General features: G+C 71.2%; 22 protein-coding genes. 10 read left to right on the top strand and 12 right to left on the bottom strand.

The features are described 5' to 3' along the window. Positions 1–20 precede the first annotated feature (20 nt). Both IE267_RS35210 and IE267_RS35205 read right to left on the bottom strand, forming a co-directional pair. Positions 21–713: a hypothetical protein gene (locus IE267_RS35210; RefSeq protein WP_189766016.1), complete on the bottom strand. Its 693-nt coding sequence runs from the start codon at positions 711–713 to the stop codon at positions 21–23. A 14-nt stretch (positions 714–727) separates the two neighbouring features. Beyond that, the gene (locus IE267_RS35205) at positions 728–2,020 is read right to left on the bottom strand and encodes a hydroxymethylglutaryl-CoA lyase-like TIM-barrel protein (protein ID WP_229861609.1); all 1,293 of its coding nucleotides are present in this window, start codon (positions 2,018–2,020) and stop codon (positions 728–730) included. 256 nt (positions 2,021–2,276) lie between these two features. On the opposite strand from IE267_RS35205, the gene IE267_RS35200 reads away from it, so the two are divergent. From IE267_RS35200 to IE267_RS35170, 7 genes are all read left to right on the top strand, one after another. After that, on the top strand, positions 2,277–2,477 hold the full coding sequence (locus IE267_RS35200; RefSeq protein WP_167150882.1) for a hypothetical protein: 201 nt from the start codon (positions 2,277–2,279) through the stop codon (positions 2,475–2,477). A 60-nt stretch (positions 2,478–2,537) separates the two neighbouring features. Beyond that, positions 2,538–4,016: a phenylacetate--CoA ligase family protein gene (locus tag IE267_RS35195; protein ID WP_189766015.1), complete on the top strand. Its 1,479-nt coding sequence runs from the start codon at positions 2,538–2,540 to the stop codon at positions 4,014–4,016. Then, positions 4,013–5,047: a hypothetical protein gene (locus tag IE267_RS40225; RefSeq protein WP_167151383.1), complete on the top strand. Its 1,035-nt coding sequence runs from the start codon at positions 4,013–4,015 to the stop codon at positions 5,045–5,047. Before IE267_RS35195 ends, IE267_RS40225 begins: the two co-directional genes overlap by 4 nt. 115 nt (positions 5,048–5,162) lie before the next feature. Then, on the top strand, positions 5,163–5,924 hold the full coding sequence (locus tag IE267_RS35185; RefSeq protein WP_189766014.1) for a dienelactone hydrolase family protein: 762 nt from the start codon (positions 5,163–5,165) through the stop codon (positions 5,922–5,924). Positions 5,925–6,119: 195 nt separating this feature from the next. Next, a complete protein-coding gene (locus IE267_RS35180; protein WP_161255952.1) occupies positions 6,120–6,662 on the top strand; it encodes a GNAT family N-acetyltransferase in 543 nt (180 codons plus the stop codon). A gap of 301 nt (positions 6,663–6,963) precedes the next feature. Next, a complete protein-coding gene (locus IE267_RS35175; protein ID WP_189766013.1) occupies positions 6,964–7,548 on the top strand; it encodes a dihydrofolate reductase family protein in 585 nt (194 codons plus the stop codon). Next, positions 7,545–7,958 (top strand): VOC family protein, encoded by a 414-nt coding sequence (locus IE267_RS35170; protein ID WP_189766012.1) that lies wholly within the window; start codon positions 7,545–7,547, stop codon positions 7,956–7,958. The genes IE267_RS35175 and IE267_RS35170 overlap by 4 nt, the downstream gene beginning before the upstream one ends. Positions 7,959–8,103: 145 nt before the next feature. Here IE267_RS35170 and IE267_RS35165 read toward each other — a convergent pair whose 3' ends face one another. The 5 genes from IE267_RS35165 to IE267_RS35145 all read right to left on the bottom strand — a co-directional run bounded on the left by IE267_RS35165 (position 8,104) and on the right by IE267_RS35145 (position 14,166). Continuing rightward, entirely contained in the window at positions 8,104–8,496 is a 393-nt protein-coding gene (locus tag IE267_RS35165; protein WP_167151375.1) for a hypothetical protein, read from the bottom strand. Further along, a complete protein-coding gene (locus tag IE267_RS35160; protein WP_205380370.1) occupies positions 8,489–9,352 on the bottom strand; it encodes a heavy metal-binding domain-containing protein in 864 nt (287 codons plus the stop codon). The genes IE267_RS35165 and IE267_RS35160 overlap by 8 nt, the downstream gene beginning before the upstream one ends. Position 9,353: 1 nt before the next feature. Continuing rightward, positions 9,354–10,229 carry a heavy metal-binding domain-containing protein gene (locus IE267_RS35155; protein WP_189766011.1) on the bottom strand — a complete coding sequence of 292 codons (876 nt, stop codon included), beginning with the start codon at positions 10,227–10,229 and terminating at the stop codon, positions 9,354–9,356. A gap of 303 nt (positions 10,230–10,532) precedes the next feature. Further along, complete coding sequence (locus IE267_RS35150) at positions 10,533–13,373, bottom strand: M4 family metallopeptidase (RefSeq protein WP_189766010.1); 2,841 nt, start codon at positions 13,371–13,373, stop codon at positions 10,533–10,535. A 157-nt stretch (positions 13,374–13,530) separates the two neighbouring features. Then, a complete protein-coding gene (locus IE267_RS35145; RefSeq protein WP_189766009.1) occupies positions 13,531–14,166 on the bottom strand; it encodes a helix-turn-helix domain-containing protein in 636 nt (211 codons plus the stop codon). Between the two features lie 141 nt (positions 14,167–14,307). Here IE267_RS35145 and IE267_RS35140 point away from each other — a divergent pair, with 141 nt between their 5' ends. Then, positions 14,308–15,294 (top strand): alpha/beta fold hydrolase, encoded by a 987-nt coding sequence (locus IE267_RS35140; RefSeq protein ID WP_189766008.1) that lies wholly within the window; start codon positions 14,308–14,310, stop codon positions 15,292–15,294. Positions 15,295–15,404: 110 nt separating this feature from the next. On the opposite strand, the gene IE267_RS35135 is transcribed toward IE267_RS35140, so the two are convergent. Both IE267_RS35135 and IE267_RS35130 read right to left on the bottom strand, forming a co-directional pair. Next, entirely contained in the window at positions 15,405–17,633 is a 2,229-nt protein-coding gene (locus IE267_RS35135; RefSeq protein ID WP_189766007.1) for a serine/threonine-protein kinase, read from the bottom strand. Beyond that, a complete protein-coding gene (locus IE267_RS35130; protein WP_189766006.1) occupies positions 17,630–20,002 on the bottom strand; it encodes a serine/threonine-protein kinase in 2,373 nt (790 codons plus the stop codon). Before IE267_RS35130 ends, IE267_RS35135 begins: the two co-directional genes overlap by 4 nt. Before the next feature lie 352 nt (positions 20,003–20,354). Between IE267_RS35130 and IE267_RS35125 the strand changes: the two genes are divergently transcribed. Further along, on the top strand, positions 20,355–20,840 hold the full coding sequence (locus IE267_RS35125) for a hypothetical protein (protein WP_189766005.1): 486 nt from the start codon (positions 20,355–20,357) through the stop codon (positions 20,838–20,840). A 147-nt stretch (positions 20,841–20,987) separates the two neighbouring features. Here IE267_RS35125 and IE267_RS35120 read toward each other — a convergent pair whose 3' ends face one another. After that, positions 20,988–22,193, bottom strand: coding sequence for a M20 metallopeptidase family protein (locus tag IE267_RS35120; protein ID WP_189766044.1), 1,206 nt, complete (start codon positions 22,191–22,193; stop codon positions 20,988–20,990). A gap of 739 nt (positions 22,194–22,932) precedes the next feature. On the opposite strand from IE267_RS35120, the gene IE267_RS35115 reads away from it, so the two are divergent. After that, positions 22,933–23,994, top strand: coding sequence for a hypothetical protein (locus IE267_RS35115; protein ID WP_189766004.1), 1,062 nt, complete (start codon positions 22,933–22,935; stop codon positions 23,992–23,994). On the opposite strand, the gene IE267_RS35110 is transcribed toward IE267_RS35115, so the two are convergent. Next, positions 23,982–24,875 carry a hypothetical protein gene (locus IE267_RS35110; protein WP_229861607.1) on the bottom strand — a complete coding sequence of 298 codons (894 nt, stop codon included), beginning with the start codon at positions 24,873–24,875 and terminating at the stop codon, positions 23,982–23,984. The genes IE267_RS35115 and IE267_RS35110 overlap by 13 nt on opposite strands. 192 nt (positions 24,876–25,067) lie before the next feature. Next, positions 25,068–25,742, bottom strand: a complete 675-nt coding sequence (locus IE267_RS35105) for an alpha/beta hydrolase (protein WP_189766003.1) — start codon at positions 25,740–25,742, stop codon at positions 25,068–25,070. Positions 25,743–26,028 lie beyond the last annotated feature (286 nt).

Here is a 26,028-nt window from a genome sequence, read left to right as displayed (position 1 = left end):
GCCGTCCGTCTGCCGGGGCGTTACCGGCCGGCGCTGCTCGTGACGTCCGGTTCCACTCCTCGCGCCCGGTCCAGGTGGCGCAGGTAGTGCTGCGGATTCGATCCGTGGGCGTGGTCCTGAGCGCCGTGTCGGATGTGGGTCAGGGTTCCGTCGGACGCGATGCGCAGCATGGTGGTGGCGGCATGAAGGGTGCCGGTGTCCCGCAGGCTGTCGGCATCCACGACCGGGATGTCGGGTCCGAACATTGCCGTGGCGTGCGTGGCCGTGGGTGCTGGGGGCCGCCCCGTGCGGTTGGCGCTGCTGACGTACAGGCGCGGGAAGCGGGCCAACAGGCGGGCCAGGGGCGGCCAGTGGGCGCCGAAGAGGAGGAGGTGGCCATCGCGCAGGGCGGGGGTCGCCCAGACCGGTGGCACGGTGTCGGTGCGTACAGGCACCAGCAGCGTGATCAGTTCGACCCGTAGGAGATTCAAGGCCGTGCCGAGGGCGGCCGGTGTCAGATCGAGCGCGGGTGTGAGCTCGGTCCATGTGGTGTCATTGTGCACCCACAGAGCCACCTCCTGGTCGGCGGGACGGGCCTTGGCGTTGTTGACGGCCTCCGGGGTGGTGGCCGCGACGACGTACGTCAGGGGACTCGGATTGGGCAGGATGACGGCCCGTCCGGTGGCGAGGGCGTTGGCGGAGGTGCCGATGTCGAGCGGGGTGGTGGCCGGCATGGGTGTTGGTCCGTTCAGGGTGCGGGTGCGGGTGCGGACACAGGTGTAGGCGTGGGGGCGGACCCGGTGGTGTCGGCGGTGTTGGCGGTGAGGCCGTCGAGGTAGGCGGCGAAGTCGGGGTCGGCGACGACGGCCTGGCCGAGTCGATAGGCCCGGTCCTTGACCCAGGCCAGGGCGGTGCGGGTCTGGCCCGGATTCAGTTCGTACCCGAGGCGTTCGGCGACCGCTCTCAGCACACGCTGACTGGCGAGGTGGGTCAGGACGACAGTAGGGGACAGGCCCAAATGGCTCTGGGGATCGTAGGGTTGGAAGGTCTCCGGGTGAGTGAAGGGGGTGCCCGTGGAGATCGTGGCCACTCCGGTGCCCACGATGGGGGTGGTGACGGTGAGGGGCACGCCCGTCTCGTCGGACACCATCCGGGCGATCCCCGGCAGCCGGGTCAGGTCGGGAGCCGTCCACCACGGGGCGCAGCCGGCCCCTAGCACGCGCGCCGCCTTCACCGGATCGTGGGCGAGCAGGAAGAGCAGCTGCTCCGTGGCCACCATGCCGCTGCGCTCGGCCATGCCCAACCACGAACAGGCGGCGACCCGCACTCCCGACTCCAGCGCGGCCAAGGTGTTCGCCAGCCCCAGACCGAGGTCGTTGTGCAGATGGGAGACCAGGACCGAGTCGGGGCCCGCGCCCACCGCGACCTGCTGGAACAGCGTGTGCGTCTGCCCGGGCAGCAGGTCTCCCACGGTGTCGGCCAGCACGATCGTCCCCGCGCCCTGAGCCGTCAACGCTCCCGCGTATTCGGCCACCAGAGCAGGGTCCGCGCGCGGTGCGTCCACCAGGCACACGTCGACCGCGATGCCGTCCGCCAGGTGCACCGCTTCCTTGACGACGTCCAGGCCGCCGGCCAGGGCTTCGCGGGCCCCCCTGTGGACCAGGGCGCGAGCCGTCGCCTCCGACGCCGCGACGATGACCATCACCCGCGCGTGCGCAGCCCCTCGAACCGCGCTCAGCGCCAACCGCACGTCCGGCACCGTGCCTCGGCAGATCGCGGACGGACTCACCGACTCCTGTGTTTCCAGGGCGACTTGACGTGTCGCCTCGAATTCCTGTGCACACACCGAGGGGAAGCCCGCCGCGAACACCACGTGCCGTGGACCGTCCGCGGCGAACATTGCCCCCTGTTCCCGGGCCAGCCGCACGCGGAAGGCCGCGGTCATCAACGTCTTCGCCTGAGCCCCGTCGCGTGCCGACTCCTCGAAGAACACCATGCGCCCGGCCCGTGCCGACTCCCGCACCACGTCCACAGCCGTCACCGCTCAACCCCCGTCTCGGCACGGGGGCCACACCCTGTGCGGTGTGACCCCGTTCGAGCGGATCGTATTAGGAGGCATGAACGACCGCGGTGACAACTGCGTTAAGTGGAAGCCGAGTTCGAGGAAGTGATATGGGGTGACCGCGCCGGTGGTCCGACTCCGGGGCCCGCAACACGCGCTGCTGCCGGGCGGGTTCGGCTCACACGCCGGGGCGGCGGGGCTGGTGAAGAGGGCATGGGTGATTCGTGGATATTTGATGAGTGCAACATCTGGTGAAGCTCTGCCCAAGACCCCTAAACTGCCGCTGCTCACCGGCCAAAACGACCGGAAGCTCAGCACCGCGAGGAGTGGCCGGCATCGAGCCGCCGCCGACGAGGGAGGAACCGACATGGTCAAGCACTACCTCAAGTACGCACTGAGCACGCTCACCGCCGCGATGTTCGCGCACATGGCCTGATCTGCTCCGGCCCCGGCCTGGGCCGGGCGACACCGTCCGGTCCAGGTTCCAGGAGGCCCCGTGTTCGGCACTGCCCTGAGTCAACTCCGTTACGGCATGGCGATCCTGCGCAATCGCCGCATCCGCCCGCAGGACCTGGAGCGCATCGCCCGGGACCTCGTCGCCACCCTCGCCGAGTTCGGCGAGCCCGGCGCCGACTCGGCCCTGCTGCCCGGCCAGTCCGGCCAGGCCGCGCAGATTGATCCCGAGGTACGCGGCACCGTCACCCGGCGCAGCCTGCGGGCCACCGCCCGTTCCGCCGTCCGGCACACCGCCTACTACCACCGGATCTTCGGTGAACTCGGCCTCGATCCGGACGGGTTGGACGCCGAGAGCTATGCCCGGGTGCCGGTGACGCCCAAGAAGGCACTGCGCTCCATGCCGACGGCGTTCGTCTCCTCCGCGGCCGTTCCCGCTCTCATGGCGCTCACCACCGGCACGAGTGGTGCGCCCACCGCGGTCTGGTACTCGCGAGCCGAACTGGACACCACGATCGCGCTCAGCACCATCTCGGCCGCCCTCGGGCTCGGCCTGCGCCCCCGGCACACCCTTGCCTACGCGGGTTGCTCACGCGCGACCCTGCCCTTGCTCAACGCGGCCGAGTCGGCGACCCGGGTCGGTGCCTCGTTCGTCCAGTTCGGCACGGTCGACCCCGCCATCGCCCTCGACCGGCTCGCCGCCCCCCTCGGGCTGCCCGGCAAGGCACCACAGATCACCCACCTGACCGCCTCGGCCTCCTATCTCGCGGCCCTGGTCGAACTGGCCGAGCGAGGCGGGTGGCGGGCGGCCGACTTCGGCCTCGAAAGCATCGGGGTGGGTGGCGAGGTACTGTCCGAGCCCCTGAGCAGACGTGCCGAGGCAGCCTTCGGCGCGCCCGTGTCGACCTCGTACCTGATGACCGAGACGCTGCCGTCCGGCGCCACCCCGTGCCCCGCCGGGCACCTGCACCACACCAGCGAGTTCGGGCACCTGGAGGTCCTCGATCCGCTGACCTGGGAGCAGGCCGCCCCGGGCGCGATCGGCATGATCGTGCACACCCCGTACGTGCCCTATCGCGAATGCACCCTGCTGCTGCGCTACGCCACCGGCGACCTCGTACGGCTGCCTGATTCCGTGCCCAGTTGCGAACTGGCCCACATGCCTGCCACCTCGGCGATCCTGGGCCGCTGGACCGGACCGCTCAGCGCCGTGCTGCCCACCAGGTCCGTACTCGACCTGATCGAGGCGGAACCAGAGGTCCCACTGCCCGCCCGCTACGTGCTGACCGGGGACACCGACTCGGGGGTGCTGCTGCACGTACTGGTCCGCAGCCTGCCCGCGGCCGGCCTCCTCGGCCGTCTGGAGGACCGGGCCACGGCCGCCGGCCTGCCCCTGGCCGGGATCGTCCTGCACGACGACCGAGCCGACCTGCCGCCCACCGCACCGGTCCGCGCCGATCTGCGCGAGCACACCTTCGAATCGGTCCGCGCGGCCGACATCCCCACCGGGAGCGGCATATGAACCCCTTCGCCCTCGTCGCGCTCAGTGCCTGTGCCGCCGCCATGATCGGTGCGGCGGCAGCCTATTTCGTCAGGGTGCGCATGCCGCGGCCGCCGGTCGGCGTCTATGCCGCGAGCGACATCGCCTTCCTCAGCGTCGGGGTCGTCGTGGCGCCGCTCCTCTACCTCTCGCTGTCCGGCGCCGCCGTCTCGGCCGTCTTCGGCCTGGTGCTGGGGCTCGCCGTGCAGTTCACCCTCGCACCGGTGTGCGGCGGCCGATGGGCCTGGGCGCCGGCACTCGCAGCGACGGCCGTGACCGCGGCCTTCGCGTTCGCGGACCGGCCGGTCGCCGTCCGCGTATGCACGGACCTCCTGCTCGTCGTCGCCGTGGTGGGCGTCGCCAACCTGTGGGCCCAGAGCGGGATGCGGCCGGTGCACGTGGCTGCCTTCGCGGCCGTCCTGACCGGCTACGACTTGGTGGCCACCACCCTCACCCGGGTCACCCTCGATTTCGCCACCCAGGTCCAAGGCCGGCCCTTCGCCCCGATGTTCGCCCTGACCGGCGGTGACAGGCCCGTCGCCATCGGACTGGGGGACCTGCTGCTCCTCGTCCTCTTCCCGCTCGTGGCCACCCGGGCGTTCGGACGCCGCGCTGGGCTCCTCGCGGCGTCCGTCGGAGTGGGTGTGACCGGCGTCGTCAGCGCGCTGTTCGCCGTCGGAGCCCTCACGGCGGGCTTCCCTCTGCTCACACTGCTCGGGCCGCTCATCGTGGCCCAGCACCTGGTGTGGACCCGGCGGTACGGCGGCGAGCGCCGCACCGTCGACTGGCGTGCGGGCACCCCGGTACGGGCCAGACCACGGGACGAACAGGCCCTGCCGGCGGCCGAGTTGACGGCCGCGCTGGCCGTCCCGGTGCCGGACGGCTCTCCCGAGGGCACCTGGTTCGCGGTCGGAGAGGGCCGGGTCCTGGCCACGGGCCCGACCCCTGGGCAGGCCCGCCGCGCGGCCGGGCGTCAGGCCCCCGAGGTTCCGGTGGTGATCCGGATGGTGTGAGCATCCCTTTGCCGGTCCCGTGGACGCGCCGGGGCGATGGATCGCCCCGTTCCGTTTGGTGAAAGGGTGGGGTAGGGGTAGGAGAACCCACCTCGCTCGAAGGAAGGACGCGTACATGATGGCCGTACGAGGCAGTGCTGTCGACATCCCGACACAGGACGGCATGGCTGACGCATACTTCGTCCACCCCGACGGGCACGGACGCCACCCCGCGGTGCTGCTCTACCAGGACGCGTTCGGGCCGCGCCCGGCGCTGAACGCGATGGCCGACCGGCTCGCCGCCGAGGGCTACGCCGTGCTGGTCCCCAACGTCTTCTACCGCCAGGGCCGCTCGCCGGTGGTGTCGCTTCCCGCGCACATCGACCACGACAACCGCGGCGCGCTGTTCGCCGAACTGGGGCCGCTGATGCAGGGCCTGACCCCGGACCTGGTGGTTGCCGACGCGCATGCCTACCTGGGCTGGCTCGCCGACTGCCCGCAGGCCGCCGACGGGCCGGTCGGCATCACCGGCTACTGCATGGGCGCGCGGCTCGCCCTGTACACCGCGGGGTCCTATCCGGACCGGGTGGCCGCGGTCGGCGGCTTCCACGGCGGCCGCCTTGCCACCGACCAGCCGGACAGTCCTCACCTGGCCGCCGCCACCATGACGGCGGAGGCGTACTTCGGCCACGCCGATCAGGACGAATCGATGCCACCTGCGCAGCAGGAGTTCCTGGAGAAGGCACTCACCGAAGCCGGCGTCATCCATCGCTGCGAGGTGTACCAGGGCGCGGGTCACGGTTACACCCAGTCCGACACCTCAGAGTTCGACCCCGAGGCGACGGAGCGACACTGGGCCGCCCTGCTGGACCTGTTCGGCCGAACACTGCGCGGTTGACGGCCGGGGTACGTACTCGGGAGGGCTGACCGGCGCTCGACGGCTTGGTCCGACGGCACGGTGATGACGTGGGACCGGGCCGTCGCCCCACCGGCGCCGGGCGTCTCGTCCCGATGACGGCTGCCGCCGCCTGGTCAACTCGGGCCGAGGCATGCAGGGTTGCTGCGGGCGAGCCAAGTCGGGTAGGAAGCCCGCATGCTAAAAGGGAGCAGGACCGGGCTGAGAGCCAGGCACGACGACGACATCCCCACTCTGCGCACCGAGCTCTACGACGACGTGGTCAACTCCGCTCGGGCCGAGGTGGGGCCGTGGCGGCCGATCACACCCGGTTCGAAGGATCCGCGGTTCGTGGTGGACGACACGGCACACGTCGACCTCACGTTCTCCGTGGTGGAGCTGGCAGGAGGCGCCCTGGCCGGCACCGCGACCGTGTGGGGCATCGACAACCACAACCGGTCCGCCCACGTCGGACTCATGCTGCTGCCCGCGGCCCGTGGAAAGGGCTACGGCACGGACGTCGTCGCGACGCTCTGCCACTACGGTTTCGTGGTCCGCGGCCTACAGCGGCTACAGATCGAGACACTGGCGGACAACACCGCCATGCTGCGCGCCGCCGAGCGCAACGGCTTCGTCCGTGAGGGCGTACTGCGCTCGTCGGCCTGGGTGCTGGGCGCCTTCGTCGACGAGGTGGTCCTCGGTCTCCTGGCCCAGGATTGGCAGCCGAACGCGCAAGCCTGAAGCCCGAGTCGCCGACGACGCTTCCAGCCGACGTCGGCGGCTCTCTCGGACGCCGTTTGCCCCGCCCCCGACCCCGACGATTCACGTCCACGCCTCGGCGCAGCTCCCGCGTACGCCGGCCCTGCGGTGGCATCCCGGTGGGGGCGCAGGGCCGGTGTGCGGTGTTGGCCTGTGTTGCCGGGACCGGCGGGGCGGGCCGACGAGTCCGGCGGTTTCCTGAAGTCTTCTCTGTGACGTTTCATTCCCGTCGGCGAGCCAGGCAACGTCGATTCCCGCTCGTGGAGGAGCCATGGAGGCCAGGATGAGCAACCCGATTCGGCTGTACATGTCGATGTCGCTCGACGGCTACATCGCAGGCCCTGACGATCGGCCCGGGCAGGAGCTCGGACGCGACGGTGGCCGGCTCTTCAACTGGCTCGACGACCGGGAGTCCGACGGTCCGAGCGGCCAGGTCTACCGCGAAGCGCTGGCCACCGGCGCTGTGATCTCCGGCCGACGCACCTTCGAGCTCGCCGGGCGCTGGCAGGGCGACCACCACGACGGCGTCCCGATCTTCGTCCTCACCCACCGGGTGGACGACGGGGACGTGCCACCGGGCCACGCGCGATTCGTGAGCGATGTCGAGGACTGCGCCCGGCAGGCTCGCGCGGCCGCCGGGGACCGGCCCGTCATGGTCCATGGGGCGGGTGCGGCCCAGGCACTCCTCCGAGCCGGGCAACTGGACGAGATGGAGATCCACCTGATTCCGGTCCTTCTCGGGGAAGGCCGTCGACTGTTCGATCACCTCGGTAGTGAGCACATCGAACTCGACCTCGTGCGACGGCTCGAAGACCGAGATGTCACACACCTCCGCTACCAGGTACGTCGATCCGAGGAAACCGCATGAAGACGCTCTTCGTCTCCTACCGCGTCACCGATCTGGACCGCTCGCTCGGCTTCTACACCGCCTTGGGCTACGTCGAACTGGGCAGGGTCGAGCCTGGCAACGGCGCACGCCTCGTGATCCTCAAGTTCCCCGAGGAACCGGCGGCCTCCCTCGAACTCGTCCACCGACCCGGCGAGCCACCGGTCGACGTCGGCAGCGGATTCGACCACCTCGCGATCCAGGTGGAAAGGCTCGCCGTCACTCTGGAGACGCTGACCGAAGCCGGCTTGGACCCCGAACCGCTCGAACATCCGGGTGGCCCGCAAGGCCCGAAGACGTCGTGGCTCACGGACCCGGACGGGTACCGGATCGAGTTGGTGGAGTGGCCGTCCGGCCATGCCGACAGCATCACCGCAGCGGACTTCGCGTGAGGGCTGCCCCGCATGACCGATCCGTCATCCCTGATCCGAGCGCCCGGACGCCCCGGAGGGACCGCTGAGAACGTGGGGCGGCACCGGCACCGGCACCGGCACCGGCACCGGCACCGGCACCGGCACGTGCACGGGTGGGTGGTCGCTAGGCCAGGAAGCGCTCGATCGCCTCGCGGGCGCGGGCGCTCGTGACCGCCGCGTCCGCCATCGACTGCGCCAGGGCATCGATCCACTCGTCCAGGCCCACTTGGCGTCGGGAGAGCACGATTCCCCGCACCTCGTGGCAGATTTCGCAGGCCACCCGTCCCGGGTCCGTCCGCAGCGAGAGCCGCTGCTCCCCGAGGGCGACGTCCAGTTCGGCGACCGAACCCTCACGCCCGGCCACCCGTTCCGCCAGCGAGCGCCTGCGCTTGACGCGCACGGTGCCGGGTGGCAGCGAGTCCGCCAGGTTCGTCGAAAGCACGTTGGCGTACAGGCCCAGGTCCGCGCTGTCCTGGCGGAGCGCGGCGGCCAGCAGTTCCACTTCCAGCTCAGGCATCGAGGCTCAGCACCATGGTCGGCCGGGCGATCACGTGGTCGTCGCGCAGCGGGCGCACCGCTGTGCCGATCGCGAAGAACTCCGTGGTGTGGGTTCCCCAGGTGTGCGAGTGCTGCCTCAGCTGGACTGCCACGATCCCCTCGGCCTCCAGGGCCTGCCCCTCCGCCTGCATGCGGCTCATCGCCAACTCGCGTGCGTCGTAGAGCGCCTGGGTGAACGGCTCGATCTCGACGTTGCGGCCCGTAGTGCTCAGAGCCTGGGCGAAGCGCTGGTGCGCCACGTGGTAGACGCACGAGCCCATCACCATGTCCAGCGGTGCGTATCCGGCTCGGATCAGTGTCCAGAAGTCCTGGCCCGACAAGTCGGAGGTGAACGGCTTGCCCTTGTTGTTGAGCCAGGTTCCGGTCGGCCCCGGGTCCGCGCCGTCCGCCTTGACCGCCGTACCGACCGCGATGAACTCGGCGATGTCCGAGCCGAATTCCTTGAATTCGATGTCCAGCCGCACCCCGACGATGCCGTCCGCCCCCAAGGCGCTCGCCTCCGCCTCCATCCGGCTCATCGCCAGCTCGCGCGCGTGGTACATGGCCTGGGACAGTTTGGTCAGCTCCTGGTTCTTCGACCAACGGCCGAGCTGGATGCCGACGTGGTACACCGAGGAGCCGAGGACCAGCCCGAGCGGGCGGAAGCCGGCCTCGCGCACCAGCAGGAACTCGTTCACCGTCAGGTCCGAGGTGAACAGCGATCCCTTTTCTCCCGGTTGGAGCTGAGCGAGCCGCCGCATCGCGTCCTCGGGTACGCCGTCCCTGGCCGGCTGTGCGGCTGCCCCGGTCGGTTCTTGTCCCGTTCGCTCGGTCATGTCAGCGCTCGCGCTCCAATCTCATGATGGTCAGTGGTCTCGCTCCGGCGGGCCGCCCGGAGTGGTCGAACCTGGCGATCGAGGTGCCGACGAAGACCGCTTCCGCGCTGAGGTCGCGCGTGCTCCCGATCGTGAGGCAGTCGCGCTCCCACACCCGCAACGTCACGTCATCCACCACGATCCCGTCGCCGCCGTGCTTCGACGCGTCCAGGGCCAGCTGCTCCCGGGCGTCGTGGCGGACGTGGTTGATCAGCAGGGTGTAGGCGTCGACCTCCTGGTTCCCCGCGGTCCAGGGGATGCGGCGTGAGGTACGCCAGTCGTCGTGCCGGGTCGCGAGGGCGATGCCGAAGGCGAGTCCGGTGGGTACCCATCCGCCGTGCAGGAGCTTGGCGAAGTCCTGGCCGCTCAGGTGCGACGTGAAGGGCTGACGCGGCCGGATGCGCGAGCGGGCCCGGACCGCGGTGCCCAGCGCGGTGAACTCAAGACCCCCCGCCGGAAACGCGCCGACCCGCAGCTTCACCCCCACGATCCCGTCGCCGCCGAGCGCCCGGCACTCGTCCACCGCGCGGGACAGCGCCAGCCTGCGCGCCGCGTACATCGTCCGCACCAACGGGGCGAACGACGACCCCCAGGCCGAGGACTGGGCTTTCACGCCGTCCGCGGCCGACCACGCACCCGGGCAGCCCCAGACGCCCGAGTACCCGATGTTGAAGACGGCCGTCCCGAGGACCTGGCCGACCGGCTCGAACCCGACGCCCTTGACCGCGGCGAATTCCTCGGCTGACAGCGCCGAGTCCCAGGTGCGGCCGTCCCGGATATCAGCCGTCCCATCGGCGGCGGCCCCGGGCGTACCGGCGTTTCCCCTTGAGTACGTCATCGACTCCCGTGCCACTGACCTCTCGGCTCACGGCGCGGATCGCGTCGCCGTTCGGCAGCGTAAGCCATCGAAGAAATCAGCGGAACGGGGGCCTCGGGCTCCAACGGACTGGTCCCGCCCTGGTGGATCGGAGGGACACGGGCCCGGCCCGGGGCGATGACGGACGAGGCCCGGTTGGTCACCGGTGACCGGGCCTGCTGGTCACCGGTGACCTCGTCCGCCGTCAGCGGCCGCAGTGCCGACGAGACGGCCTGCGGCCCCCGGTCCCTTGGCGTAGCCGGGGCGCCGGGCGCACCCGGTCCGTCAGGCGCAGCGTCCGGTGGGCCGGGTGCGGGTCACCACCTGGCTGATGCCGGTGGTCGCGTCGACCCAGACCACCTGACCGCCGGCCGCCGCCGCGGCCGAGAGCTGATCACCGCGGTTGCACGAGACCCGGCCCTTGCGCGCGCCGTCGTCCGAAGGCGACGCGGTCGCCGAGAACTGCCACAGCTTGGCGAGCGACTCGTTGTGGTACTCGGGGTCGTACGTCCGCGCTCCGACCGTCACCGCGTCCTCGGACGCCGTGAGGTCGTACGCGTTCAGCGCGTCCGGGCCGACCTCCGGGCTGAGGTCGACCGCACCGGCCCCGTCGAAGCCGGCCCGGCGCAGCGCCGTAGTGCCGTCGCCGTCGAGCTCGTCGGTAAGCCAGTAGACGTGGGTGCCGTTGACGGCCGTCGGGCCCAGGCTCGCGTTGGCGGCTGCCTCCTGGACCACCGTGTCCGTACCGGCCGCGATGTCGACGACGCGGGTCGTGTACTGGTAGGTGACGGGTGTGCCGCGGACCCGTTGCATGTCCTGGTAGACGACCTTGCCGTGACTCACGGACGGGAAGTACGTCCGGTGGTAGGTGCCCCCGCCGAGCTGGACCGCGCTCGCCGGGTCCTTCAGGCTCAGATAGGCGATGCCGGGCCGCCCGCCGTAGTTGTAGTAGGGGAACGTCACGGTGTCGCCGTCCACGGCCGTCGAGGCGCCCACGCTCCGGCTGGTGTGCCACAGTGCGCGCACCGGACCGCCTGCCAGTGGCCTGGCCAGGATGTCCACGCCGTTCGCCCCGTACGCCTGCCACACCACGGTTTTTCCGTCGGTCGCCGGATTGACGTGGTAGCGCCCGTCGTTGGGGCTCATCAGTTTCGACTGGCCCTTGCCGTCGGCCCGTCCGGCCCACACCGAGTACGCCTCCGAGCCCGCCTCGTTGGACGTGGATGCCGTCCACCAGCCGCCGCCCGCGCCGACCCGTGATCTGCTCGTGTTGACCCGGTCGAGGAGCCGGTCGGAGTCCACGCCCAGCGCGAGTTCCCAACCCGGCGCGATGCCACGGGCGTTGAAGGCGCGCTGCACGGCCTTGAGGCCGCTCGCGGGAACCTTGAGGTCCTTCGCCGCGGCGAGTACCGCGGCCCGGCCCTGCGTGAAGCCGTCGATCGGGGTGAGGTATTCGGTGAGCGCTTTGTACACGACGCGGTCGGCTACGGCCGCACCGAGGTCCTGCCGGATGTTCCACAACGCGCCGGAGAAGATGGTCGAGTTGAGGTGGACGCCGCCGTTGTCGGTGCCGAAACCCACACCGAGGAAGGACTTGGCGGTGGTCCGCCCGTCGCCCATGTCGCGCAGGGCGCAGGCACGCGGAGCCTTGGTCCGGCAGAGCCGTTCGCCGAGGAGACCCGAGTCGGGATGGTCGGTGGGGGTGCCGTACGCGGTGTTCTCGATGGCGTTGCCGAAGTAGTCGGCGATGGCCTCGTTCATCGCTCCCGACTGACCGGCGTAGACCAGACCCGCCGAGTGCTCGATGACGCCGTGGGTCATCTCGTGGCCGACCACGTCGAGCCCCGCGGACAACGGCCGGTACTCGGCGTCACCGCTGCCGTACACCATTTTCTGGCCGTCCCAGAAGGCGTTGACGTACGGCTGGCCGTAATCGGTCACTCCCACGAGGGAGTTGACGGTCATGCCGTGGCCGTCCAGGCTGTCGCGGCCGAACTTGTCCTTGTAGTAGTCGTGGACCTGGCCCGCGGCCCAGTGGGCGTCCACCGCGCCGGACTCGGTCGCCTCGGCGCCGAAGGCCGGGGTGGCGGAGGCCACTTCCAGGATGTCCTCCGGCCACGTGCCGACGAGGTCACTGGCCCACTTGCCGCGGGCGTCCCAGGTGGCGAGGACGTTGTCGCCCTGAATTCGCGAACGGTCGCGCAGAACATAGGAGTTGCGTGCCTCGTCACGGTCCACCTGAAGCTCGACGGGCTTCCCGTCGAGCCGGACACCCGAGCCCGCGACGCCGGACGCCGGGGCCGCGGCGAGGTGTGCCGGGGGGTTCTTGCCGGCTGCTGCGGCCGGTGCGCCGAACGTCTGGATCCCGCTGTACTGAAGGACCGGATATCCGGCCTGGGCGTCGACGTACACCTCGCGCGCCACCGGTTCTGCGCTCGCCGGGTCCTTGCCCCGTACGGTGATGTGCCGGGCGAGCACCCCGCCCCCGCTCGGCAGGACGACCAGCCCGCGTGGCGTGCCGGTGAGCTGCGGCTCGGTCTCCTCGCTGCCCCGGCGCGGGGTGAACTCCTGCGCGTGCAGGTCCGTGAGGACCGCGTCCACAGCCCGCTCGACGGCCAGTTCGTCGCTGATCTCGGGTGTCGTGCCGGTTCGCAGTCCGGTGAAGTACTGGCCCGACGTTCCGGTGACGACGCGTCGTCCGTCCTTCTTCTCCATGCGTACGAGGTACTGGCCACCGAGGACCGGCACGCCCTGGTGCTTCTGCTGGAAGCGCACCGTCTCCTGTCCGGCCCCGCTGCTGATGGTGCCCACCGGGTCCAAGTCCCGTGCCGGGGACGCGATCCCGTACCGGTCCGGTTTTCCCGCGAGGTGGGCGCGGGCCGCCTCTGCGGCACTTCCCGCGGCCGGGGCCTCCTCACGGATGCCCTGCACCAGCGCGGGCGTCGCCGTGTGCTGCCCCGGAACCACCTCCGCGGGGCCGGGCGGCGGGGCGCCCTGTGCCGCCGCGGCCGGACCTACCGGGACGACGAGTGCGGCGACGCCGATCAGCGCCGCCGCACTCAGTCTTCGGGATGTTCCGTTCGTCCGTGCCCTCGCTCTGGTCGAGAGCGTTCTCAATCGCCGCATCCTCTCCCCAACCCCCTTGCACGTCCTGCCGGCGGCACGGCGCCACCGGGCTGTGCTCATGGAACCGGCGATGCGGCGAGGCATCAACGGGGCAGGGGCCGCACGGAACACTTCCGGCCGCGCGGCACACCATGGGCATGCGTGTGGGTTCCGGCCTCTATGGCCGGGCTTCGCGGCCGGTGCGGGCACGATCCGGCCGGCTCGCGTGGCCCGTGGCCGAAGGGGTGCGCGGCCGGGGGCGCTCGCCCTGCGGTCCGAACATCACCAGGTACTCGACCGGGCCGCCGGCTCCGGCGTTCGCCACCCCGTGCGGGGTGCGTGTGTCGAACTCGGTCACGTCGCCGGCGACCAGGACCAGGTCGTGGTCGCCGAGCGCGAGCCACAGTCGCCCGTACAGGACGCACAGCCACTCGTAGCCGTCGTGGGAGACCTGCCGGGGCCGCGCGGGCGGGTCCTCCAGGGCGGGCAGGACGTGCTTGTGGGCGTGCAGGCCGCCGACATAACGGGTCAACGGCAGTACCGCTTTGTCGTCCCCGAAGCTCAGCGTTACCGCGGCTCGCGGGGCGGGCGCCGTGCCGGCCAACTCGTCCAAGGAAACCCCGTACTCCTTCGACAGCTGTAGCAGCACCTCCAGGGTAGGGTGGCGCCGGCCGGTCTCCATCCGCGACAGCGTGCTCGGCGAGATGCCGGTCGCGCCGGCGACACCGGCGAGCGTCGCGCCGTGCCGCTCGCGCGCGGCACGCAGCCGCGGGCCCATCGCGGCCAGTGTGCCGTCCACGTCGTCGACTGCCACGTCTCGCGCCTTCCTGCCCTGGGCTCCTCCACCCTGCTGTCCTGCAAGTTTGCCAGCATGGCAAGGTGGATCGCGTCGGGCAGCGGCCGCGGCGCATGATCGACGGGTAGCCGCGTCAGCCCGCGAACCGAGGAGAAGCCCATGCAGCCCGAGCCGACCACCGGACTCCGCCACCGCACCGTCGAGGTCCCGGCCGGGCGCCTGCACCTGGTCGAGCAGGGCACCGGGCCCCTGGTCCTGCTCGTGCACGGATTCCCCGAGTCCTGGTACTCCTGGCGCCGCCAGCTCCCGGCTCTCGCCGCGGCCGGCTACCGGGCGGTGGCGATCGACGTGCGCGGCTACGGCCGTTCCTCCAAGCCCGCGGCGACCGAGGCCTACCGGATGCTCGACCTGGTGGAGGACAACGTGGCGGTCGTGCGCGCCCTCGGCGAGGAGCGCGCGGTGGTCGTCGGCCATGACTGGGGGTCCAACATCGCCGCCGTCTCCGCGCTGCTCCACCCGGAGATCTTCCGCGCCGTCGGACTGCTGAGCGTTCCCTATGCGCCGCCCGGCGGCCCCCGTCCCACCGACATCTTCGGCCGGATCGGCGGCCCGGAGCAGGAGTTCTACGTCTCCTACTTCCAGAAGCCGGGCCGCGCCGAGGCGGAGATCGAGCCCGACGTCCGCGGCTGGCTCGCGGGCTTCTTCGCCGCCCTGTCCGGCGACACCCTGCCCGCCCCCGACCAGGCCGACCCGCATTTCGTCGCCCATGGCGGCCAACTGCGCGACCGATTCCCCGCCGGTCCGCTCCCGGTCTGGCTGAGCGAGGACGACCTCGACGTCTACGCGGCGGAGTTCGAGCGCACCGGCCTGACCGGCGCGCTCAACCGCTACCGCAACATGGACCGCGACTGGGAAGACCTCGCATCGCACCGCGGAGTGCCCATCAAGCAGCCCTCCCTGTTCATCGGCGGTGCCCTGGACGCCTCCACCACCTGGATGTCCGACGCCATCGAGGCCTACCCCACCACGCTCCCCGGCCTGTCGGCCTCCCACATCCTGGAGGCATGTGGCCACTGGATCCAGCAGGAACGCCCCGACGAGGTCAACGGCCTGCTGATCGACTGGCTCGCCATGCTCGCGGACTGATGCAGGGGCGCCGGACCGGTTGCCGCAATGCGCCGGCGGCCGCCGAATGGCCATGTCCTCCGGCCCGGCCGGCCACGGAGAGCGATCGGCGATGCGAGCCGCTCCGGTCCCTATCCCGCGCCGAACGCGAGGGCCGTGACCGTCGTGCCGTCGCAGACATAGGTACGAGATCCCGCGGTCGTCGACGTCCAGGGTGCGGGGGAGGGGGCGCCACCCTGGTACGGGCGGCTCCAGATCCGGCCGCCGTCGGCCCGCGCGTAGGCGTAGAGCCCTGGGTGCGCGCCGCCCGCGACGCCGAGCAGCACAAGGTCCGCCCGCGCGTCGAGAACCATGGCCAGCCCCTTGCCCAGATCCGCGGTGACCCAGCGGCGCTCGCCCGTGCGCAGGTCGTACTCCGTGAGCGGGCCGTGCCCTGCGCTGATGTCGATGCCCGGCGGCGCCGCGGTGGTGAAGAGGGTGTCGTCGAACGGCGTCAGCCGCTGTCCGGTCGTCGGGTGCCCACGCCACAGCACCGTGCCGGAGTTCGCGTCGAGAACCGCGAACGGGCCCTTGTTCAGGCTCTGTTGGAGCAGGACCTTCTTGCCGTCGGGACTGAGCTGCGTCGACGCCGCGAGGGTCTCGCCCTGAACGGCGTCGGCGGAGGCGAGGCCGCTCGGCACCCGCCACAGCGGGCGGCCGTCGGACAGGCGCAAGGCGGTCAGTTCGGCGGTGTCGCGACGCAGCGCCACCGCGACGCGGTCGCCCGGGGTGCTGCCGATGCCGAAGACGTCCGCGGGAAAGCGCCACAGGTCCTTGCCGGATCGCGCGTCAAGGGCCTGTACCGTGCAGCCCCCACCGCTGGTGCGGGTCACGCACAGGAGCACCCCGCCGCGCGGGTACACCGTGGTGCGCGGGGCGGGGCGGTGCCACCGCTGCCGGCCTGTCTCGTCCACGGCGTACAGGTCACCGGTCAGGACCGACGTGACGTACGCCCATCCCGCCTCACCCGCCGCCACGGCCAGGTCCGTACTCTCGGGGCTGCTGTCGCCCGGCGGGGCGAACCGCCAGTGCTGCCTGTCGCCGGACAGCGCGTCGCGGGCGTGCACGGCTCCGTCCAACTCGATTGCGTACACGGTGTGTTCGTCCGTCGCCGTGGGTGCGGAGCCGTAAGGGGGCTTCTTCCAGAGGACCTTGCCCGAGTCCGGGTCGAGGACGGCCGCTCCGGCCCCGCTCTCCGCGCAGGCAAGGAGACGCCCACTCACGGTCGTCGACACATGGGCGAATCCCTCGGGGAGTGGGGACTGCCACAGGACGCGAGGCGGCTTCGGCCGAGCCCCGGACCCGGCACCGCCGGCGAGGTACCAGGCGCCGACGGCCGCGGCGGCGAGCCCGCCACCCGCGGCCGCGAGCACGCGCCGCCGACCCCACCACCGAGGGGCCCGCGCACGTTCGAGCTCCTCCCGGACCGTGGCCTCGCGCCGCCGCCGGTCCCGCTCCACGCGCTCCGGCAGCCAGCCGGTGCTCGGAAGAGCCGGGGCGCCGAACAGGGCGCCAAGTTCGGGCACTTGGGGCCGCTGCCACGGCTCCTTGACCAGGCACGCGGCGATCGCATCGCGCAGGCCTTCCGGTACGTCCGCCAGATCGGGCTCCTCGTGCACCGTCCGGTACAGGAGGATGTGCAGGCCGGTCGCGCCGAACGCGCCGCGGCCACTGGCGGCGAAGGCGAGGGTGGCGCCGAGCGAGAACACGTCCCCGGCAGCGGTGCTGGTGCGTCCGTTGATCTGTTCCGGCGGCATGTATCCGGCAGTGCCGACGATTTGTCCGGTGCCGGTGAGGCCCGCACCCTCCACGGCGCGGGCGATGCCGAAGTCGATGACCCGGGGCCCGTCGTCCGCCAGAAGGATGTTGGACGGCTTCAGGTCACGGTGTACGACGCCTGCCGCGTGGATCGCCGCGAGCGCGTCGGCGAGCCCCGCTGCCAGCGTGCGCACGGTCGGTTCGGGCATCGCCCCGTGCGCGGCGACGGCGTCGCTGAGCGATGGCGCGGGCAGGTACGCGGTGGCGAGCCAGGGCTGTGCCGCGTCGGGGTCCGCGGCGAGGACGGGCGCGGTGAAGGCACCGCTGACTTTGAGCGCGGCCTCCGTCTCGGCCCGGAAGCGCTCGCGGAAGTGCCGGTCCTGCGCATAGGCGTCCCGTACGACCTTCACCGCCACCGGGCGCCCCGCTCTGGTCGCGGCGAGATAGACCCGGCCCATGCCGCCGGAGCCGAGCAGCCGGATCACCCGGTACGGGCCCACGGTGGCCGGGAGGGGCGCCTCCGGTGGCATCGCCGGGGACGCGGCCGAGACGGGCACAGTCACCCGGCGTCCGTCCGGTACGCACGGACGCGGCCACCACCGCTGAGGAACACGGTGCTGCCCGCCACCGCCACGCTCCACATGCCGAACCCCTTGGACGTGCCGCCGATGCCGGACGGCGAGGGGGCGGTGGACGGCGCGGGCACGCCGGACGAGCCCGCATTCTCCCGCAGGGCCCACAGTTGCTTGCCGTCCGAGGTGCGCAGTACGAGGCAGCCGCCGGTCCCGCTGGAGGTGGAGCCGTCGCCGTTGACCCTGATGGTGCTGAACAGTACGGCGGTCACCTGTTCCGAGGCGGCGATGGTGCGGCCGAGGAAGCTGAAGGGAGACAGCTGGACGGGGCTCTCGATGTGCCACTTGACGTCGCCGGTGCGCAGGTCGACTGCGTACACGCCGCTCGTGGTGTTGGTGAGAACGAGGCTCCCCACCACGACCGGCGGGGTTCCGGCAGTGACCGGAACCGCCCAGCGGCGATGCCCGTTCGCCGTGTCGTACGCGGTCATGCCGCCCTTGAGGTTGAGCGTGATCAGCACGTCGTCGGCCACCGTGAGCGCCGACGCGGCGCCCGAGCCGGCGTTCTGCATGTAGTCCGGCAGGCTGCCGTCAGGGTCGGCGGGCACCTCGACGGACCAGCGTGAAGCGCCGCGCGCCGCGTCGAGTGCGTGCACCGTGAGGCCCTTGGGCGTGTCCTCCGTGTAGTAGAAGCCGCCTCGGTCGGCGGCGTAGCGGGTCGTGCCCACGGCGGCGCCGGCGCCGAACGGCTTCTGCCAGCGGATGCCGCCCGCGGCAAGCCCGATGGCGACGACGGCCTGGCCGACCTGGTAGCCGGGGGTGGCCCCTGGGGTCGGGTGAAGCAGGTCTCCGCTCACGGTGTTGCCCAGGCAGTAGACGGTGTCGTCGGAGGAAGCCAGCAGCGAGGCAGGGGTGACGGACGGGGGCAGGACCGTGCTCTTGGACCGTGTCCGGGCAGTACCGGGGTCCACGGTTGCCACCTCGTACCGCAGGACGGTCGAATCGAAGCCGAGTCGCGACACGAGCACCGCGCTGTCGGTGAGACCGACGACGGTTTCCTTGAGCGTGAAGGGGTCACTGCTGCCCGGCGCCAACTGGTCGTTCAACCCGATGCCATGGTTCCAGCGGACGGTACCGGTGGTGGCGTCGAACGCCGCTGTATAGGCCGAGTCACGCAGGACCGCGACCGAGCCGAAGGCCCGCAGGTCGGGCAGGACGGAGTTGGCGGGTCCCGGCTTCGTCCACAACGGCGCGGGCGGGTCGGTGAGTTCGACGGTACGGATCGTCTTCCCGAGCGGCTTCCCGCTGTCCGCGGTGCTCCGGCCGTCCTTCCCGTCGCTGCTTCTGAAGGCGATCGCCGCTCCGCCCGCGCCGAGTGCGACCAAGGCTCCGAGCCCGCCGATCAACACCCGGCGTCGGCTCAGCCGCGGCCCGCGACCGACCCCACCGGGCACCATGGCGGGCGGTGGCGGCGCCACGGCCATCAGCTCGGCGTCGCGGGCACGCACCGCCAAGTCCTCGCGCAGCGCCGGGATCAACAGGTCCGCCGGGTCGGTGGGGGCGAGAGCGGCGAGCACCTCGTCCAGCGCGGGCCGCCGGGACGGGGTCTTGTCCAGGCAGCGCTGCAACAGCGGATGCAGCGAGTAGGGCACACCGGACAGATCGGGCTCGGCCGTCATCACCCGGTGCAGCGCCCCCTCGTCGGCCGTCCCGAACGGCCCTTCCCCACAAGCCGCGTAGACGAGCAGCCCGGCGAGCGCGAAGACGTCGCCCGCCGGGCCGACATCGTGCGACGACGTGATCTGCTCGGGCGCCATGAAGGCGGGCGAGCCGATCACCGTGCCGGTACCCGTCATACGGGTCTCGTCCAGCGCCTTGCTGATCCCGAAATCGATGACGCGCGGCCCGTCACCGGCGAGCAGTACGTTCTGCGGCTTGAGATCGCGATGCACGAGGCCCACACCGTGAACGGCCCCCAAAGCCTCGGCGAGCCCCGTCCCGAGCGCCCGCAGGGCCGGCTCCTGGAAGGAGCCGCAGACGCGCACCGCCTGGTCGAGCGTCGGCCCGGCAATGTAGGTACTGGCCACCCACGGCCGGTGCCCCTCGGTGTCCGCATCCACGATGGACACCGTGTACACGCCGCTGACCCTGCGGGCGGCCGCCACCTCCCGGCGGAAGCGGCTGCGGAACGCCGGATCGTCGGCGTACTCCTCCCGCACCTGCTTGACCGCCACCAGACGCCCGGACGCGGCCCGGCACAGGGACACCACGCCCATCCCGCCACCGCCGAGCGGGCGCATCACCACGTACGGGCCGATGGTCGCGGGCAGCACGACGGTCTCGGCGGAGGCGGCGGACACGTCTGCGGGGTGCGCCTGCCGAACCGGCCCCGGATCCCGTCCTCCCACGCTTCCCATGCCTGACATCCCTCCCGTGCGTCTCGCGCTCTGTCTCGGATACCACGATGCCCACAGGCGAGAAGAGGGACGCCCCCTTCCGCGAATCGGTTCCGCGCCGGGCACGGTCAACTCCCGCACCGCCAGGGTCAATTCGCAAGTCCGACGCATACCGGGCCGACCGGCATCGGCCGCCCGCGGCCAACGCCGCCAACGGTGCCTGCCGGGTCCCGGATACACTGCTGCGCCCCACCCCGACCGGAGGTCAATCCCAGTGTTCCCCGCACGGGTACCAGCCGCTGCCTCGTTGACCCTGATGATCGTCGCCCTGTCCGGATGCTCCTCCTGGGGCTGCACCGACACGAGGGCGAAGCGTGGCGAGGCCGGTACCAGGGTGCAGATCGAGAACTCGTCCGGGCGGCGGATCGGCGTCACCACCGAGGTCGTCGACTGGCGCCTCGAACCCCACCCGCAGGTGCCTTCCGAAGGCGACAAGGTCCATTTCCACTACCGTTTCGACGGCGCCGACCCGGCATCGGGCCCCGCGGTGGATGCCTGCGCCGTCGACAAGGAACGCGTGGCACTGGGCTGTCGGACGGTCTATTCGTCCGGGGCGTGGTCCGGGCCGAACGGAGCCCTCACGGGCGACGACTGGCTCACCGTCGAGCACCCTGAGCAGGTTGCCGACGTGCTACTGCTCCCCAACGACCAGTCCTACGACCGACGTACCTGCCAGCAGGACATCAAGGACGGCGGCGGAACGCATCCGCCGAAACCGGCAGGCAGAGGGGACCACTTGTAGGCAGGCCAGGGCGGTTGCGCGCGGCACGGTCTGCCGGGTGCTGCGGTGATCACCTCGGCAGGGCTCGCTGTCGGCCGGCCGATCGGATGCCGCAGCCGGTGAACAGTTCGTCGCGGCCCATGGTGAACTAACGGATCGTCAAATTACCTATGCGCAGGCCCGCTTGGCGACCCACCCCGCCATCGCCCGTACGCCGATGCCGATCGCGCGCTCGTCCGGGCCGAAGTCGGGGTAGTGCGGGTAGGCACTGGTGATGGGCGCGCCAGGGGTGTGGACGCCGAGGAACGTGAACGTACCGGGCATGCGGTCCAGGTAGAGGGCGAAGTCCTCGCCGCTGAACGGAGGGAACGCGGCGTGGAGCACGGCAACCGCATCGCGGCCCCGCGTGCGGCGGAGGTGGCGGGCCAGCGCGTCGGCGTCACCTTCGGGACAGACCATGGCGGGGAACGGCTCGGTGGGAAAGTGCACCGGGGCCCCCGGGAAAGAAGCGACCAGGCGGCGGATGTCCTGGCGTACGGCTGTGTACCGCTCCTGCGGCCAGGAGCGGTAGGACACGCTCACCTCGGCTTCCTGCGCCCTGGCCCGGACGGTCACGAACCGGGCCAGTGGCCCATCGGGTACCTGGGCGTCGGAGATCATCCGCTCCAGGTCAGCCGGTGTCTGCGGCGGTGTCACCGTGGCGAGCGCACTGATCGCGGCAGCCAGTCGCCGTGCGGCATCGGGCGCATCCGGCCCCGCGAGGGTCACCTCCGCCGTGTCCAGACCCGGCAGACCGAACCCGGGGGTGACGGCGAACTGGCCGACCGGGAACGGCCCGCAGTGCAGCGCGTGGATCTCCTCCACGCCGGTGAGCTCCAGCACTCCAGTGTCGATCAGTGCGCGAGCCCCGGTCAGGGTCTCCTCCGCGGGCTGGAAGAGGAACACCACCGTCCCGCTCAGTTGCTCCCGCAGCCGTGCCAGAACTTGCGCGACGCCGATGGCCACCATGGTGTGCACGTCGTGCCCGCAGACGTGGGCCGACGCCGGACCGCCCCCGACGATGTCCTTCGGCGGCACCGCGTCCATGTCCGCCCGGTACGCGACGGTCCGGCCGGGAGACGAACCCCGCAGCACCCCCACAACGCCGTGGCCTCCCACCTGGGTGGTGACCGCAAGCCCGGCCGCGCGCAGCTGTCCGGCCACCACACCGGCGGTGTGCTCCTCCTGCCCCGGCATCTCGGGGCGTCGATGGACGTCCCGCCGCAGCTCGATCAGCTTCCGCTCCAGTCGCGCCGCCTCGACGTCCACCGCACCTTGATCCACCGGCCCCTTCCGTCCATGGGCGGCGGCTCGCCCGGCGGCACCCCACACCATCGCCGCCCCGGCCGTCGCCGATATGGCCAGCACCGTACGGCGCGCCAGAGCTTGGTCCTCGGGACGCTTCACGGTTCCCCCTTCGTGGTCGGTTCGACAGTCCTCCGGAGCGTCGGGCAGTGGAGCCGATCCCTGTCGAACGCTGTCGCCGCCGATGAGCGGTGGACAGGTGTGGACGTGTGTGGACGTGTTACGTCACGATCGCCGTTTGCGGCCGCCTTTGCCCATACGGCGCACCACCGCTTCGGGGGTGGGGATATCCCCATCGCGGGTGCCGGGCCGTCCCGGCGTCGACCGGAGCCGGCGTCCGGCGGAGGGCGGCCGAGCGTGTCTCGCGCCAGGCACGCGGATGAGACGCCCAGGCTGGGGGATCGCGGGCCAGGACGTTGAACACCCGCAGATGGAGAGGCAGTTGTGTCTGGACCAGTGAACGACGAGGGCGGGGTGGGTACCGCCATGGATGTCAGTGCCCCTGTATAGAGTCCTGGCGATGGGGTCGGAACGGGGCCTCCAGCACAGGAGAATGGCAAGTCTCCCTGGTCTGCGCGGGGGTGGTTACGGCCCAACCGGCGTCCAGGCGTCAGCTGAGTGCCACAGTGCAGCCCGCCAGCCCGGTCCCATCACACCAACGGACAGGCCGACGCGCGATCCAGTCCCCATCTGCGCAAGCTCCATCAAGAGCCTCGGCGGGGCGGTCGACGGCGGCGCTGTGTCAGTGCCTGGTCGCATACTGACGGCCATGCAGACAACGGCACACACACTCAAGCAGGCCTGGCACCAGGTGGTCGTGGGCTCCGACGTGCTCGACGACGCGCTGTTCCCGCTCATCGGCACCTCGCCCGACGAGTACGAACAGCGCGTCGGCGATCCGGACGGGGCCCTCTTCCTGGTCCTGGACGACGACGGCATGGTACGCGGCCACATCGGGCCTTACCGGGAGGTCTTCGCCACCCGGGACTTGGACCTGGTGTTGTACTTCGTCGCAGAGGAGGCCGTCCAAAGGCTCGCCGAGCACACCACCACGTCCCCGGGCCATGGTGAGGAGACGGAACTCGTCGCCCGGCAGGCCGAGTTGCTGGACCGTATCGACCCTGCCTGGGGCGGCAGGTTCCGCAGCGGCGGCGTGGACGCCGAGCAGTCCGGGGCGCCCTTGCAGCCGTGCGGGCGCGACCCGCTGGAGGGCCTCGCCTGGATCGCCGGCGGCTGGCGCGAGCAGGACCCCTACACTCACCTCGCCTTCTTCCGTGGCGACAACATCAGTGCCGAACAGATCGCCCTGCTCTACGGGGCCGACCCCGCACAGATCGCCGCCGGAACCCGCCTTGCGGACCTGGGTGGCGCGGACGGCGGGACCCGCGATTTCTGGGACATCGGCTGGGAGACCTGCTGCTTCGGCCATGCCGGCGGCTGGGCGTACCTGATGTACCACGAGGTCCCCGACTACGGGCCCGGTCCCGAGGCGCTCGCCCGGCTCGGCGTCACCGAGACGGTGGAGCTGAGTGCGACCTCCGCGAAGGCCATCTACACCTTCGACTACATGCGCGACGGCCGCCGCGTCGACGACGACTGGGGCATCCTGGAACTGATCTGGTACAAGCGTGGCCGCGCCCCCTACTTCCGAGGCGGTCAGCTCGACTTCCTCAACCGGGCCGTACGCCGCGCCGAATTGGACCACCCCGAACTCACCAGCGAGTTCGAGCTGTACTTCCACGCGCTGGAGGACGCTCTCGGCATCCAATTGCCCCGGCAGGAGATCGAGCAGGGAGGGGTTCGGGCAGCGCAGTGGGCTCAGCAGTCGTAGCGGTGGACCGAGGGCCAGCCGGGGCAGCTGCGACAGAGGAAGACGTAGACGCCGCCGCAGTCACCCATGGCCATACCGTGGCTGTCCTCCTCCTCGTGCTCGCCGTGGGCGCGTACTTCCCAGCCGGACCCGGGCCTGGTGCGCTCTTCCACTGGAAGCCATCGGCCGCACGACTCACTCGCCGAGATCGTCAGAAGGTGCTCCATCGGGATGCCACAGGCGCAGTCCGGCCAGTCCGGTTCCTGCATCCAGCCCGGGTAGCCACCTACCTTGCTCTGCTGAGTGGTGAAAGCGTCGAAGTAGGAGATGCCGACAGTCTCCTCCAACTCGGCGCTCCACTCGCCCACACGTTCCAGGAGCTCGGCAGGCAGGTCCCAGTTCGGGTACTCCACGGTCCCGGTCGGGTGCACTACGCAGGGCTGCGGCACATAGTCGTCGTCGAACTCGTACGGCGGCGTTGCCTGTTCGAGCAGCGGCTCGGCCAGCACCTCGACCGTTGAGCGCCATCGCAGCACCGGCACCGGTGACCACTGGTCGTGCTCGGAGTGGACCAGCGGGCACCAGAGAACCTGGAGCACGTCGGTGCCGGGTGGGAACGCGAGGGCGGGGACATCGCGCCGGAACAGCTGCAATACGGGCGCCATGGCGACGGGGACGGGTCCGACGACCGCGCAGTCACGTGCGGGGTTGTAGTGGTCGGTCGCAGCGCAGGTGGGCCAGGTCTCGTCGGCGGGCCACAGCAGCGGTCCGCCGAGCGAGCTGTCCTCCCGCCCGGGATTGCCGATGCGCGGGTACAGCAGCGTGACGGCCCGCGCATATGGCACGAGCGACGGAAAGTGCTCCGCGATGTCCACCGGAGCCGACGGAACGGTAAGACTCATGATCCCCTCCAAACCGACGCATCGTAACGCGCAGGTGAAAGTGTTCGCGCTGGTCGGCAAGACCAGCCCGACACAGGATCACCGAGCCTTGGCCGGCCGCATGACGTCAGCCTGGCCCGCGAGTCAGGTGTGCGAGGTGTCCGCCGTCATCGGTGCGTCGCAACAAACGGGCCAACGGCACTCGGTCCCAGCTCAGTTGGCGTGGGCCGCTCGCTGGTGCTGGATCAGGTCGGCCACGGCGGCGGGATGGCGCAGATAAGGCGAGTGACTGGTGTCCCACGTTTCCGTCCGAGAGCAACGCCTGGCGAAACGGTCCGGAAGGGGGGACGCGATGGTCCGGTCCTGCTGCCCGCGGAGGTAGATCGACGGGGTGTCCCGCCAACTCACGTGACTTGGCGTGGCGTTGAAGATGGTCGGAGGCTCCGGGCGCAGCAGCTCCATCGCACGCGTGGCCGCCGGTTCGTCGATGTCGCCGAAGAGTTTCGCCCGGGCATCGGCCGGGTCCAGGCAGAGCCGCCCGTCCGCATCCGGCAGTGCGATCAATCCCTCGCCGGGCTCGCCAGGTGTCTCCCCGAGAATCTTGGCGGGGGATTCATCGACGTCGAGAATCCAGCTGTTGAGAAAGACCAGTGCGGCAGCACCACGCACCGTTCCCGCAGTGACGCCTCCGAAGGAATGTCCCACCACCACCGGAGGCTGTGACGAGCCGCAGACGACGGCCTCGACCTTCGCGGTGCTCTCGGCGAGCGACAGCTCGTAGAGGTCGGGCACCTCCACGGACAGCTCCCGGGCGCGCAGCAGATCGGCTAGTTCGGCGTAGTGAGCGGGCTGGTGCCAGGCTCCGTGAAGGATGATCACATCAGTCATTTGCGCACATTAGCGCCCTTCGCCCGGCCGATGCCAGGTTCTGGGCCAGGCCGGAGAACGTACCGCTCGCATACGGGGCACGTGCGCCTCCTCGCCGGGCGCCGACGGTACAACGGCGTTGCGCGAAGGCCGAGTTGGCTTGCTTTACGCGCGGCCGTCACGGGTGCGGGAGGGGCCGGGTCTCCCTGTGGATGACCGCTTACCGCCGGATCGACGCGGGCGCGCGGGCGCGCGGGCGCGTGAGCCGCGGTACCTGGTGTCTGCGGGGCCAGTGGCGGCGGCATCC

Source organism: Streptomyces xanthochromogenes (assembly GCF_014650455.1).
Taxonomy (GTDB): Bacteria; Actinomycetota; Actinomycetes; order Streptomycetales; family Streptomycetaceae; genus Streptomyces; species Streptomyces xanthochromogenes.
Note: the sequence above shows the minus strand (reverse complement) of the source record. Positions and strands in the feature narration are given on the sequence as shown.